The following is a 12,218-nucleotide window of genomic DNA, read 5'->3' on the forward strand; positions in this document are numbered from 1 at the left end:
ATCCTGAACCGCTCCTTTGCCGGCGCCCGTGCCGGACATCTGATTGTCATATAAGACCGGATACGGCTCTTGCAAAGGTCAAAACCGTGACCGACCCGACGCCCGCCCGCTTCAGCGCACGGGTCGCCGCGGCAACGGTTGCGCCGGTCGTATATACATCGTCGACGAGAACCACGCTTTTCCCGCTGAGACCCGCCTTGCCGCTTTCCGAGACGGCGAAGGCGCCGCGCACGTTCTCCTCGCGGGCGCGCAGCCCCAGGCGAACCTGCGGGCTCGTGCGCCGGATGCGTTTCAAAAGATCGGGCTGATAGGGACGGCCGGAGAGCTGCGCAATCGCCCGCGCCAGCTCCGCCGACTGGTTGAACCGCCGCTTCCACAGCCGGAAGGCATGCAGCGGCACGGGAATGATCGCATCGGCGGAAGCGACGGCACCGTCGCTCGCCCGGATCATCCATGCCGCCATCATCGGCGCGAGATCCGTGCGGTCGCGATACTTCAGCCCGTGGACCAGATCTCGGGCGACGCCTTCATGGATCGCCACCGATCTCAGCCGATCGAAGGCAGGCGGGTTGGCGATCGCCTCCGGTGACACCGATCCGGCGCCATGGTCGACCGAAAACGGGGTACCGAGAATATTGCAATAGGGCCGCTCGATCAGCGGCAGCGTCGCCCAGCAGGAGGCGCAGACCGCGCGATGGTCGCCGACCAGCCGACCGCAGCCGCAACAGACGGGCGGAAAGACGAGATCGACGAGCCCCAGGCCGAACCGTCTCAGCATGCCCGCGCGCCACGCCTGCGGAATACGCAACCTCTCCCATGCCATGCGGTTGACTTTGTGCCTCCGAAGGTCTCTTTGCTGCCCATCGCGGAGAGACTATCGTGGAAAAAATCTTTGACCAGAGCCTCGTCGAGGCGCACCGGGCAAGGGCGCTCAGAAACGCCGATCCGAAGGCCGGATTCCTTCTCGACATCGTGGCCGAGGAGCTCGCCGAGCGTGTCGGCGTGGTCGAGCGCCACTTCGACCGCGCACTCGAACTGCACGGCTACACCGGTGAAACGGCCCGCCAACTGATGGCGACCGGCAAGATCGACGCCATCGAGCGCGTCGAGACCGACGCCCGCTTCGGCTCGACCGAGGCGCCGGTGACGATCGCCTCGCTCGAAGAAGTTCCGGCCGAACCGGAAAGCGTCAACCTGATCGTCTCGCCGCTGTCCCTGCATCTGACCAATGATACGCCGGGCGCCTTCATCCAGGTGCGGCGGGCGCTGAAGCCCGACGGGCTGTTCCTCGCCGCCATCCCCGGCAGCGGCACGTTGCAGGAACTGCGCGAAGCACTGCTGGCTGCGGAAGCCGAGCTGACGGGCGGCGCCAGCCCGCGCGTCATTCCCTTCGCCGATGTCCGTGACGTCGGCGCGCTCCTGCAGCGCGCCGGTTTCGCCCTGCCGGTCACCGACACGGAAAACTACACGGTCCGCTACGATTCGCTGTTTGCGCTGATCCGCGACCTGCGCGCCATGGGCATGACCAGCCCGCTTTCGGCGCGCAGCCGCACGCCCGTTTCCAGGCGCTTTTTCCTCAGAGCTGCGGAAATCTATGCGGAGCGCTTCTCCGATCCGGACGGTCGCATTCGCGCAACCTTCTCGATCATCTACCTGTCCGGTTGGGCACCGCACGAGAGCCAGCAGAAGCCGTTGAAGCCGGGTTCGGCAAAACAGCGGCTTTCAACCGCTCTCGGTACGAAAGAGCAGCCGCTTTAGGGCGGCATCCACCCCCAGATCCGGTTTTAATGTTTATGCGCTTGGGAACGCTGCGGCGAGCGAGTCGTAGACGTAGGTCAACGCACTGCCGATCTGGTTGGCCCCGAAGATCAGGCTGAGGGAGACGAGGGCGGCAATCAGCGCATACTCGATGGCGATGCCTCCATCCTTGCCGCGAAACAAGCGTCTAAGCGTTTCCATTCGTCCCCAGCCTGATTTCTGTTCAATCCGAAACGCAAGCCAGCACCAACGGGCGGATGGCGTTCGTTTCAGCAGCCGCTCTTGCGGCCGTCGGCATCGATAATGCAAACCGCTCCGGGCATTTCCTGAAGGACGCTGCGCCGAACCGTGTAGCGCTTGGTGGTCCCGTTCGAAGGGATGGAGCCGGTGGAAATGTTGTCGTAATCGACAGGCGTATTGGCCATGATGCGCTTGTCTGTCTTTGACGACAGCATGGGCGTCAGGATCAGCGTCAGTGCGATCACCGCTGTTCCGAACAACAGCGACAGATTGAGCACACCTGTCCGGCGGGACTGATTGTTCATCAGATCCTTTTCCTGAACCGTGTTCCAGAAATCGTCGTCCACCATCCCAGCCTCACAAACGCGCAAAATACGGCGAACGCAAGCGCCCTTCCCAAGCTTGGTTCTACCGCACTGCCTGAAATCGATACGCCGTTGCCAACGATACGTACCGAAACTGAATTGGAGCTATCTTTGCGCCAGGGAGATAAACGATCGATTAATAATCAATCAGATTTCGGGTAGGTTCAGAGCAAATCCATAAGAAACGGGATGAGCGGTTCGTCGGCCGGCGGCATCGGATAATCGCGCAGGGCCTTTGGCCGGACCCACTTGATCGCCTGGCCTTCCCGCCCGGTCGCAACCCCTTCGTAGCGGCGGCAGACATAGAGCGGCATCAGGAGATGGAAGTCGTCATAGGTGTGGCTGGCGAAGGTGAGCGGCGCGAGGCACGCGACCTTGGTGCGGATGCCGAGCTCTTCCTCGAGCTCGCGGATCAGGGTTTCCTCCGGCGTCTCGCCCGCCTCGACCTTACCGCCCGGAAACTCCCATAGGCCGGCAAGCGATTTTCCTTCCGGCCGCTGCGCAAGCAGGATGCGGCCATCGGAATCGACCAGCGCGCAGGCCGCGACAAGCACGATCTTCTTTCCGTTGGCGTCCATGGCCTCAAGCTCCCGGCGTTCTGTAGATGTAGCTGTAGACTTCGGAGAAACCGGCGCCGCGATAAAGCGCCATGGCCGCGCTGTTGTCCGCCTCCACCTGCAGCCAGGCCTTCTTGGCGCCGCGAAGGCGCGCCCAGCGCAGGCAGACGTCGAGCATTGCCTTGCCGACGCCCTGGCCACGGACGCGCTCGTCGACGGCAAACTGCATGATGCCGGCAAGGTCGTTGTCCTGGACGACCAGCGCCACGGCCGTCGGTCCCGTTTCGGCATCCTCGAACAGGAAGAGGCCGCTCTCCGGCTTGATCGCATTGATGATTTCCGCCAGCGCCGCCTTGCGCTTCGGATCGCCCTTCGCAATCCCGATGCAGGCGTCGACGAAGCGCCCGACATCCTTGATCGGCAGGTGATCGATGCCGTCGCCAAACTCGCGCTCGACGAGATCGACCGTCATCACCAGGCTGCGGCTGAACGCGGTCCAGCCCTCGGCGTCCATATGGGCGACAAGCTGCGGCGGTGTCAGTGGCGTCTGGCGCACGGTCAACGGCCGGCCGTAATCGGCAAAGCGCCGGGCGGCCTTTTCGAGACGGACCGGGATGTCGCGATAGTCGGACGGATCAAGCGGATTGACGGAATTCAGCCGCTTGGAATCATGGCCTGCGTTGAGCCGGATCAGCCAGCTGCCATCATATTGCACGGACGCTGCCGGCCAGGCGCGGAAACCCACGGCCTCGAGACGGCGCACGTTCGGAAGATCCACCATTGCCACTTCCCCAGCTTCGGCCTGTGCCTTGCCCGCCACGGGCCGAATATCACTCGATGTCATCTTGCTACCTCTGTACGGCCTGGCACGCCAGGCCGCTCACCATCCTGCAATCGGTGCCTCAGCTCCGATAATCGCCGTTGATCTCGACATATTCCTTGGTCAGGTCGCAGGTATAGACGGTGGCGCGACCGGAACCGAGGCCGATCTCGACGCGGATCGGGATGTCCTCGGCCTTCATCACGGCGGTGGCCGCAGCTTCCGAATAGGTCGGATCACGCTCGCCCTCGACCGCCACGCGCACATCGCCGAACCAGATCGCCAGCCGGTCGCGTTCGGCCAATTCGCCCGCCTTGCCGACGGCCATGACCACGCGGCCCCAGTTGGCGTCTTCGCCGGCAACGGCGGTCTTGACCAGCGGCGAATTGGCGATCGAAAGCGCAATGCGCTTGGCGGCCGCATCGTTCTCGGCGCCCTCGACGGTGACCTCGACCATCTTGCGCGCGCCTTCGCCGTCACGCACCACCTGGAGCGCCAGATCGCGCAGGAGATCGTTCAGTGCTGCGCGGAAGGCATCGAGCCGCGGGTCGGCCGCGTCGGTGATCGCCGGCTGGCCATCGGCCGATGCAGCGCCCGTCGCAAAGAGCATCAGCGTGTCGGACGTCGAAGTGTCGCTGTCGACCGTGACCGAATTGAAGGTCGGGCCGACGCCGGCCGAAAGCAGGGCCTGCAGCGCGGCCGGCGCAATGTCGGCATCGGTGACCACGAAGGAGAGCATCGTCGCCATGTCGGGCGCGATCATGCCGGCGCCCTTGGCGATGCCGTTGATCGTCACCTTGACGCCACCGATGTCGGCGCTGCGTGTCGCGACCTTCGGATAGGTATCCGTCGTCATGATCGCCTTGGCGGCTTCGAACCAGAAATCCTCTTTGCCGGCAACAGCCAGATCGTCGAGTACGCCGGCAAACTTGGTCGCGTCCAAGGGTTCGCCGATGACGCCGGTCGACGCCAGGAACACTTCGCTCTCCGCGCAGCCGACAGCCTTTGCCGCCGACTTCGCCGTCAGTTCGGTCGCGTCGCGGCCCTTCTTGCCGGTGAAGGCATTGGCGTTGCCGGAGTTGACGACGACGGCGCGTGCGACACCGCCAGAAAGGTTCTTGCGGCAGAAATCGACAGGGGCCGAGGGGCACTTGGAACGGGTGAAGACACCGGCCACGACAGCCGGCCGGTCGAACACCATCATCAGCACGTCGGTGCGGTTCTTGTACTTGATGCCGGCGGCTGCGGTCGCCATGCGGACGCCGCGCACGGAGGGCATTTCGGCAAAGGTTTTCGGAGCGAGCGGGGAAACGGAGCCGGACATGGGAAACCTGCTGTGACGTGTTGAAACCAAAGCATCTCCAGGAAGAACCAGGGCGGCCTTCAGGAGTGCCTAAGAACAAAGATCCGGAGCGGTCTACAACCGAAACGGTTCCAGATCCATCTTGCGACAAATGCCCGAACGGTTTTCATGCCGGGCATCGACAAAAAGCGGTGACGACAGGCCCCGCCGGTGGCAGGGCCCGCCGATCGAATTACTTGGCTTCTTGCGCTTCCTGCGCCTTGTTGGCCTCGTCATAGGCCTGCTTCAGCGCTGGGTCGGAAATTTCGACGCCTGCATCCTTCTTGGCAGCGGCAAGCAGCTCGACATACTTGTCACGCATCACAAGCTGACGAACCTGCTGTTCGACCTGCTCGAGCGGCGGCGGGGCCTGCGGACGCTTGTCTTCGACCAGGATGACGTGGAAGCCGAACTGGGTCTTGACCGGGGTCTTGGTGTAGGTGCCCTTCTCGAGAGCGAAGGCAGCCGTTTCGAATTCCGGCACCATGCGGCCCTTGGTGAAGTAGCCGAGGTCGCCGCCGTCGTTCTTGTTCGGATCGGTGGACTTCGCCTTGGCAAGCTCGACGAAGCTCTTGCCGGCGTCGAGTTCCTTGATGATTTCCTTGGCTTCGTCTTCCGTCTTGACCAGGATATGACGGGCCTTCACTTCTTCCTGAACCGGAATGGCCGCGACTTCCTTGTCGTAGCGGGCCTTCACCTCGTCCTTGGTGATGGCGTCGACGACGTGCTTCTTGAAGTAGGCGTTGTGCAGTTCGCGCTCGGTGAGGTACGCGACGCGCTGCTTGAAGGTGGCGTCGTCCTGCAGGCCTTCCTTCTCGGCCGTGGCGGACAGAAGCTTGACGTCGATGATTGCCGACAGTGCAGCGGCGCGCTTCTGTTCTTCCGGCATCTGCTGCAGCTGCGGGTCGAGACCGCCCAGAGCAAGGTTGAGTTCGGACTGGCGCACGTCCTCGCCGCCAACCTTGGCGACCACCGGATCGGCGTCTTCCGCCCGCGCGCCACCATGTACGGCCATCGCCGCAACCAGTGCCGCGGCGGCCAGGGTTTTCAACTTGGTCATGCTCACTAACCTTTCACATTGGCCTTCGGCGCAATTGCCTGCAGCTTGTAGCGGCTGCACAACACCAGAATGTGGCGGTTCTGTAGCCGTCCGGCAGTGCAATTGCGTTGACATAATTCGACCCCCCTCTTATCTGTCACGCAACCTCGCGTCCAGAACAGTTTCCGGGCGTTTCACGGCATTGCGCGGTTTTCGCGGCGCGGCCATGAGACCCAAGGCAACAAAAAAGAAAGGACCATTCATATGGTCAGTCTCGGCGGCCTAGCCCGCAAGTTGTTTGGCTCCTCCAACGATCGCCGCGTGCGTGGCTACAAAGCCCGGGTGGATGCCATCAACGCTCTCGAAGCCGACATGAAGGCCCTGTCGGACGAGGCGCTCGCCGGCAAGACGGTGGAATTCCGCAAGCAGCTGGAAGAAGGCAAGACGCTCGACGACCTGCTGGTTCCGGCCTTTGCAGTCGCCCGCGAAGCGGCCCGCCGCGTGCTCGGCCTGCGCCCGTTCGACGTCCAGCTCATCGGCGGCATGATCCTGCATGAGCGCGCCATCGCCGAAATGAAGACCGGTGAAGGCAAGACCCTCGTCGCGACGCTTCCGGTCTACCTGAACGCGCTTGCGGGCAAGGGCGTCCACGTCGTTACCGTCAACGACTACCTCGCCCAGCGCGACGCCGGCACCATGGACCGCATCTATAGCTTCCTCGGCATGACCACGGGCGTCATCGTCCACGGCCTGACCGACGAGCAGCGCAAAGCCGCCTATGCCTGCGACATCACCTACGCCACCAACAACGAGCTCGGCTTCGACTATCTGCGCGACAACATGAAGTACGAGCGCGGACAGATGGTCCAGCGCGGTCACTTCTTCGCCATCGTCGATGAAGTGGACTCGATCCTCGTCGACGAAGCGCGCACGCCGCTGATCATCTCCGGCCCGCTCGACGACCGCTCGGATCTGTACAACACGATCAACCAGTTCATTCCGCTGCTTTCGCCCGAAGATTACGAGATCGACGAAAAGCAGCGCTCGGCCAACTTCTCCGAAGAAGGCACCGAGAAGCTGGAAAACCTGCTGCGCGAGGCGGGCCTGCTCAAGGGTGAATCGCTCTACGACATCGAAAACGTCGCGATCGTCCACCACGTCAACAATGCGCTCAAGGCCCACAAGCTGTTCCAGCGCGACAAGGACTACATCGTTCGCAACGGCGAGATCGTCATCATCGACGAATTCACCGGCCGCATGATGCCGGGCCGCCGTTATTCGGAAGGCCAGCACCAGGCGCTCGAAGCCAAGGAAAAGGTGCAGATCCAGCCCGAGAACCAGACGCTCGCATCGATCACCTTCCAGAACTACTTCCGCATGTATTCCAAGCTCGGCGGCATGACCGGTACGGCCTCCACCGAAGCGGAAGAATTCGGCAACATCTACGGTCTGGAAGTCGTTGAAGTCCCGACCAACCTGCCGATCAAGCGTATCGACGAGGACGACGAAGTCTATCGCACCCAGGGCGAGAAGCTGAACGCCATCATCGAGGAGATCAAGTCGGCGCACGAGCGCGGCCAGCCGATGCTGGTCGGCACGACGTCGATCGAAAAGTCGGAACAGCTCGCCGACCTCCTGAAGAAGTCGGGCTTTGCCAACTTCCAGGTTCTGAACGCCCGCTACCACGAGCAGGAAGCCTTCATCGTCGCCCAGGCCGGCGTGCCGGGCGCCGTCACGATCGCCACCAACATGGCCGGTCGCGGTACCGACATCCAGCTCGGCGGCAACGTCGACATGCGCATCCAGCAGGAGCTCTCGGACGTCGAGCCCGGCCCCGAGCGCGAACAGCGCGAACAGGCGATCCGCGCCGAAGTGCAGCAGCTCAAGGAAAAGGCGCTGGCCGCCGGCGGCCTTTACGTTCTCGCGACCGAGCGCCACGAAAGCCGGCGCATCGACAACCAGCTGCGCGGCCGTTCCGGCCGTCAGGGCGACCCGGGTCGCTCCAAGTTCTACCTGTCGCTCCAGGACGACCTGATGCGCATCTTCGGCTCCGACCGCATGGACGGCATGCTGCAGAAGCTGGGCCTCAAGGAAGGCGAGTCGATCATCCATCCGTGGATCAACAAGGCACTCGAACGCGCCCAGAAGAAGGTCGAAGCCCGCAACTTCGACATCCGCAAGAACCTTCTGAAGTACGACGACGTTCTCAACGATCAGCGCAAGGTGATCTTCGAGCAGCGTATCGAGCTGATGGATGCCGAAAGCGTCACCGAAACCGTGACCGACATGCGCACCGAAGTCGTCGAAGACATGGTCAGCAAGCGCATTCCCGAAAAGGCCTATGCCGAGCAGTGGGACGTCGCCGGCCTCAAGGCCGACGTGCAGCAATACCTCAATCTCGACCTGCCGATCACCGAATGGGCCGCCGAGGAAGGCATTGACGAGGCCGATATTCTCGAGCGCGTCATGGCCGCTGCCGAAAAGGAAGCCGCCGACCGTGCCGAACGCTTCGGTCCCGAGATCATGCAGTATGTCGAACGCTCGGTCGTGCTGCAGACGCTCGACCATCTGTGGCGCGAGCACATCGTCAACCTCGACCACCTGCGCTCGGTCATCGGCTTCCGCGGTTATGCCCAGCGCGACCCGCTGCAGGAATACAAGTCCGAAGCCTTCGAGCTGTTCCAGGCCCTGCTCGGCAACCTGCGCCAGGCCGTGACGGCACAACTCATGCGCGTCGAGCTGGTGCGCGAAGCGGCAGAAGCGCCACAGCCGGTCCCGCCGGCCATGCACGGCCACCACATCGACCCGCTGACCGGCGAGGACGATTTCGGCGGCGAAACGCTTCTGGCAGCTCCGCCGGTACAGCGCGACGCGGCCAACCCACTGTCCTGGGGCAAGGTGTCGCGCAACGAGCTGTGCCCCTGCGGTTCGGGCAAGAAGTACAAGCACTGCCACGGCATCTACGAGGCATAAGCCGAATATGGAAAGCGGGTGCTGTCTGTACCCCCTGCCCTTCAGAAATGCCGCCTCCGGGCGGCATTTTCGTTTCGCGGGGCCTGCTTGCTAGAGATCGGACGACCTGGCGTGGGCAATCAGGCTTTCGAGTGCGCGAATGCCGGTGCGGTTGATGTGGCGGCGGCCTAGCGTGGCGTTGATGCGGAGTGCGAGGTCTTGCGCATCCGCCGTTTTGAGGTCGTCCAACCGCTCGATGCCGATCTCCTGGAGATAGCCGACCATGCGCGGGCCGATCGATTTCGCCTGCATCATCCGTTGCCGCTCGATGTCCTCAATCGGCATGGTTGCCCCCATTCCTTACAACCGCGCTGCACCCTTTGTTAACGCTGTTCTGGCAGTACTGAAACCCTGTATTGCGTAATCTCAGGGTGTTCTCGTGTTCATGGCGGTATGTCAAACGGCCGGACGAATGCTGCCGTCGGCACTGAGACACCGCCTGTCCGCAATATTCGCCGGACTTCTCCCGATCCTCACCGGTTCGGACGCGAAGAACGCCGCGCGCCGCATGGCGCTCGTCGCCTTCGCGGTTCGTATCGTCAGCGCCGCCATCGCCTTCCTGTCGCAGATCATCCTTGCGCGGCTGATGGGCGAGTTCGAATACGGCATCTTCGTCTTCGTCTGGGTGCTGGTCATCCTGTTCGGCAGCCTCTCCTGCGTCGGCTTCCACTCCGTGGTCATCCGCTTCCTGCCGGAGTACCAGGCATCGGCCGCCATGGACGAGATCCGAGGCGTCACGACGACGGTGCGCATCTTCGCACTTTCCTCCGCCACCACGGTCGCGGTCCTCGGCCTTGCCGGTTTCTGGTTCTTTTCCGGGCACATCGAGGCCTACTACCTCGTGCCCCTCTATCTCGGGCTCTTTACCCTGCCGATGATTTCGCTCGGCGACGTCATGGATGGCACCGCGCGCGCCCATGGCTGGCCGATTGCCGCCATGAGCCCCACCTTCATCATCCGGCCGCTGCTGGTGCTCGTTTTCATGGTGCTCGCCGTCACCGCCGGGGCGCCGCATACGGCGCAAACGGCCATGATGGCAGCCATGGCCGCGGCCTATGTCACCAGCGTCTCGCAGTTTCTCGCGCTCACCTATCGCCTTCGCTCGCGCTATGTTCCAGGACCGCGACGCGTCGAGCTTCGCCGCTGGCTCAAGGTCTCGATCCCGGTCTTCCTGGTCGATGGCTTCGGGTTCCTTCTCACCAATTCCGATGTGGTGATCGTCGGCCTCTACCTTGAGCCGGACGACGTCGCGATCTATTTCGCCGCTGCCAAGACGATGGCGCTGGTGCATTTCGTCATGTTCGCGGTCAAGGCAGCCGCAGGCCCGCGCGTCTCCAACGCGATGGCGCGCGATCCCGGCCAGATCCCCGGCATCGCGATCGAAAGCGCCCGTTGGGCCTTCTGGCCGTCGCTTCTGGTCGGCGCTTTGGTGCTTCTGGCGGGGCCGTTCCTGCTGTCGCTTTTCGGGCCGGCCTTCGTCACCGGACTGCCGCTGATGATGGTGCTTTTTGCGGGCATCCTCGCCAAGGCTTTCGTCGGCCCGGCCGAAACGCTGCTGACGATGGCCGGCCAACAGACGCTGTGCGTGATCCTCTACGCTGGCGCGCTGGTGGTCAACATCGCACTCAACCTCAGCCTCATCCCTCTTTTCGGACTGAACGGTGCTGCTTTTGCAACCGCCGGTGCTATGTTCGTAGAGGCGATGCTGCTGCACATCGCCGTCCGGCGTACCTTCGGCTTCGCGCTCTTCGCCTTCGCAAGAGCACGGGCCGGCAATGATAACAACGGGGCTGTCCATCCATGATCGGCAATACCAATCTTCCGAGCGATGCAAACAGCCGGGCCGCACGGGTTCTCGGCGGCCTGGCGCAGGCCGGCGACAGCGGGCCGACCGCAGAGCAGCTGATCGAGGTCGGTCGCCCCGGACGCCATCTTGCCATCTATCCGGCAAGGGCCGGCTACGAGTTGCAGCGCGAGCTCGACTTCCTGTCGAACCGGGCGCTGGAGCCGAACGTCTTCTTCACCGGACGCTTCCTCGCGCCGGCCATGCCGCGCCTGGAAGAGCGCGTCATCCGGCTTGCAATCATGCGCGACAACGACGAACGCCGCAGCCGTCTGCGCTTCCTGATGCCGTTCTCGATCGAAAAACCCGGCTTTTCGATCGGCGCACCGATCATCCGCGCCTGGTCGAACCCGTTCGGACCGCTGGGCGTGCCACTGCTCGACGCCGAGGATGCGGCCGAGACAATCGACAACCTGTTCGAAGCCTTTGCCGCACCGGCAACCGGGCTGCCCTCGATCCTGGTGCTGCCCGACATGCGGCTGAACGGCAAGGTTGCCCGCCTCACCCGCGCCGTCGCCATCGGCCGCAACCTGCCTCTGACGGTGACCGACACTTTCAGCCGGCCGATGCTTGAAAGCCTGCTCGACGGCCCGACCTATCTGCGCCAGGCAATCAGCCCGGCGCATTTCCGCGAGCTGCGGCGGCAGTGGAACAATCTCGAAAAAGAGGGCGAGCTCGTCTATTCGGTCGCCCGCCAGCCTGCCGACGTCCGCTTGCGCATGGAGGAATTCCTGGCGCTGGAAGCCTCCGGCTGGAAGGGCAAGGCGCGCAGCGCCATGGTGCTCGACCGTTTCCGCGCCGCCTTTGCCCGCGAGGCGATCACCAATCTGGCGGACGGCGACAGCGTGCGCATCCACACGCTCGATCTCGACGGCAAGGCGATCGCCTCGATGGTCGTCTTCCTGATGTCGGGCGAGGCCTACACCTGGAAGACCGCCTATGACGAGCGCTATGCCAGGTTCTCGCCGGGCAAGCTGCTTCTCGCCGAACTGACGGAATGGCATCTCGACGACGCCAACATCTCGCGCTCCGATTCCTGCGCGGTACCGGACCACCCGATCATGAGCCGCTTCTGGCAGGAGCGCGAAGACATGGGAACCATGGTGATCGGCCTGCAGCAGACCCGAGACCGCGAAGTGCGCCAGGTGGCAGCCCAGCTCCATCTCTATCGCAACACCCGCAACATGGCGCGGATCCTGCGCGACAAGATCAAGGCGCTGGCCGGGCGCTAGAGCGGGACAA

The 12,218-nt window shown here is 63.4% G+C and carries 12 protein-coding genes; 4 read left to right on the forward strand and 8 right to left on the reverse strand.

Annotated features, from left to right (window positions below):
- Positions 1-46 precede the first annotated feature (46 nt).
- A complete protein-coding gene (locus L981_RS25580; RefSeq protein ID WP_245281717.1) occupies positions 47-778 on the reverse strand; it encodes a ComF family protein in 732 nt (243 codons plus the stop codon).
- A 101-nt stretch (positions 779-879) separates the two neighbouring features.
- Between L981_RS25580 and L981_RS25585 the strand changes: the two genes are divergently transcribed.
- Positions 880-1,758 carry a methyltransferase domain-containing protein gene (locus tag L981_RS25585; RefSeq protein WP_043622996.1) on the forward strand — a complete coding sequence of 293 codons (879 nt, stop codon included), beginning with the start codon at positions 880-882 and terminating at the stop codon, positions 1,756-1,758.
- Between the two features lie 33 nt (positions 1,759-1,791).
- Here the strand turns inward: L981_RS25585 and L981_RS34050 are convergent, their stop codons facing one another.
- From L981_RS34050 to L981_RS25610, 6 genes are all read right to left on the reverse strand, one after another.
- Entirely contained in the window at positions 1,792-1,959 is a 168-nt protein-coding gene (locus L981_RS34050) for a Flp family type IVb pilin (protein ID WP_082006159.1), read from the reverse strand.
- 68 nt (positions 1,960-2,027) lie between these two features.
- Entirely contained in the window at positions 2,028-2,348 is a 321-nt protein-coding gene (locus L981_RS25590; protein WP_043622998.1) for a hypothetical protein, read from the reverse strand.
- 179 nt (positions 2,349-2,527) lie between these two features.
- Entirely contained in the window at positions 2,528-2,941 is a 414-nt protein-coding gene (gene mutT, locus L981_RS25595) for an 8-oxo-dGTP diphosphatase MutT (protein WP_043623001.1), read from the reverse strand.
- 4 nt (positions 2,942-2,945) lie between these two features.
- Positions 2,946-3,764, reverse strand: a complete 819-nt coding sequence (locus tag L981_RS25600; RefSeq protein ID WP_043623003.1) for a GNAT family N-acetyltransferase — start codon at positions 3,762-3,764, stop codon at positions 2,946-2,948.
- A 58-nt stretch (positions 3,765-3,822) separates the two neighbouring features.
- Positions 3,823-5,064, reverse strand: coding sequence for a bifunctional glutamate N-acetyltransferase/amino-acid acetyltransferase ArgJ (argJ, locus tag L981_RS25605; protein WP_043623006.1), 1,242 nt, complete (start codon positions 5,062-5,064; stop codon positions 3,823-3,825).
- Between the two features lie 211 nt (positions 5,065-5,275).
- Positions 5,276-6,142 (reverse strand): peptidylprolyl isomerase, encoded by an 867-nt coding sequence (locus L981_RS25610; protein ID WP_043623010.1) that lies wholly within the window; start codon positions 6,140-6,142, stop codon positions 5,276-5,278.
- 243 nt (positions 6,143-6,385) lie between these two features.
- Here L981_RS25610 and secA point away from each other — a divergent pair, with 243 nt between their 5' ends.
- Entirely contained in the window at positions 6,386-9,094 is a 2,709-nt protein-coding gene (gene secA / locus L981_RS25615) for a preprotein translocase subunit SecA (RefSeq protein ID WP_043623012.1), read from the forward strand.
- A gap of 90 nt (positions 9,095-9,184) precedes the next feature.
- Here secA and L981_RS25620 read toward each other — a convergent pair whose 3' ends face one another.
- On the reverse strand, positions 9,185-9,418 hold the full coding sequence (locus L981_RS25620) for a hypothetical protein (RefSeq protein ID WP_043623014.1): 234 nt from the start codon (positions 9,416-9,418) through the stop codon (positions 9,185-9,187).
- Positions 9,419-9,545: 127 nt separating this feature from the next.
- Here L981_RS25620 and L981_RS25625 point away from each other — a divergent pair, with 127 nt between their 5' ends.
- Both L981_RS25625 and L981_RS25630 read left to right on the forward strand, forming a co-directional pair.
- Complete coding sequence (locus L981_RS25625; RefSeq protein WP_052202016.1) at positions 9,546-10,937, forward strand: lipopolysaccharide biosynthesis protein; 1,392 nt, start codon at positions 9,546-9,548, stop codon at positions 10,935-10,937.
- A complete protein-coding gene (locus L981_RS25630; protein ID WP_043623017.1) occupies positions 10,934-12,208 on the forward strand; it encodes a GNAT family N-acetyltransferase in 1,275 nt (424 codons plus the stop codon). The genes L981_RS25625 and L981_RS25630 overlap by 4 nt, the downstream gene beginning before the upstream one ends.
- Positions 12,209-12,218 lie beyond the last annotated feature (10 nt).

Origin of the sequence: Ensifer sp. ZNC0028 (genome assembly GCF_000799055.1) — a bacterium.
Taxonomy (GTDB): domain Bacteria; phylum Pseudomonadota; class Alphaproteobacteria; order Rhizobiales; family Rhizobiaceae; genus Ensifer.

Excerpts from the sequence above, each read along its gene's own strand:
- L981_RS25580 (WP_245281717.1), bottom strand. The coding sequence starts at position 778 with ATGCTGAGACGGTTCGGCCTGGGGCTCGTCGATCTCGTCTTTCCGCCC.
- L981_RS34050 (WP_082006159.1), bottom strand. The coding sequence starts at position 1,959 with ATGGAAACGCTTAGACGCTTGTTTCGCGGCAAGGATGGAGGCATCGCC.
- L981_RS25590 (WP_043622998.1), bottom strand. The coding sequence starts at position 2,348 with ATGGTGGACGACGATTTCTGGAACACGGTTCAGGAAAAGGATCTGATG.
- mutT (WP_043623001.1), bottom strand. The coding sequence starts at position 2,941 with ATGGACGCCAACGGAAAGAAGATCGTGCTTGTCGCGGCCTGCGCGCTG.
- L981_RS25600 (WP_043623003.1), bottom strand. The coding sequence starts at position 3,764 with ATGACATCGAGTGATATTCGGCCCGTGGCGGGCAAGGCACAGGCCGAA.
- argJ (WP_043623006.1), bottom strand. The coding sequence starts at position 5,064 with ATGTCCGGCTCCGTTTCCCCGCTCGCTCCGAAAACCTTTGCCGAAATG.
- L981_RS25610 (WP_043623010.1), bottom strand. The coding sequence starts at position 6,142 with ATGACCAAGTTGAAAACCCTGGCCGCCGCGGCACTGGTTGCGGCGATG.
- secA (WP_043623012.1), top strand. The coding sequence starts at position 6,386 with ATGGTCAGTCTCGGCGGCCTAGCCCGCAAGTTGTTTGGCTCCTCCAAC.
- L981_RS25620 (WP_043623014.1), bottom strand. The coding sequence starts at position 9,418 with ATGCCGATTGAGGACATCGAGCGGCAACGGATGATGCAGGCGAAATCG.
- L981_RS25625 (WP_052202016.1), top strand. The coding sequence starts at position 9,546 with ATGCTGCCGTCGGCACTGAGACACCGCCTGTCCGCAATATTCGCCGGA.
- L981_RS25630 (WP_043623017.1), top strand. The coding sequence starts at position 10,934 with ATGATCGGCAATACCAATCTTCCGAGCGATGCAAACAGCCGGGCCGCA.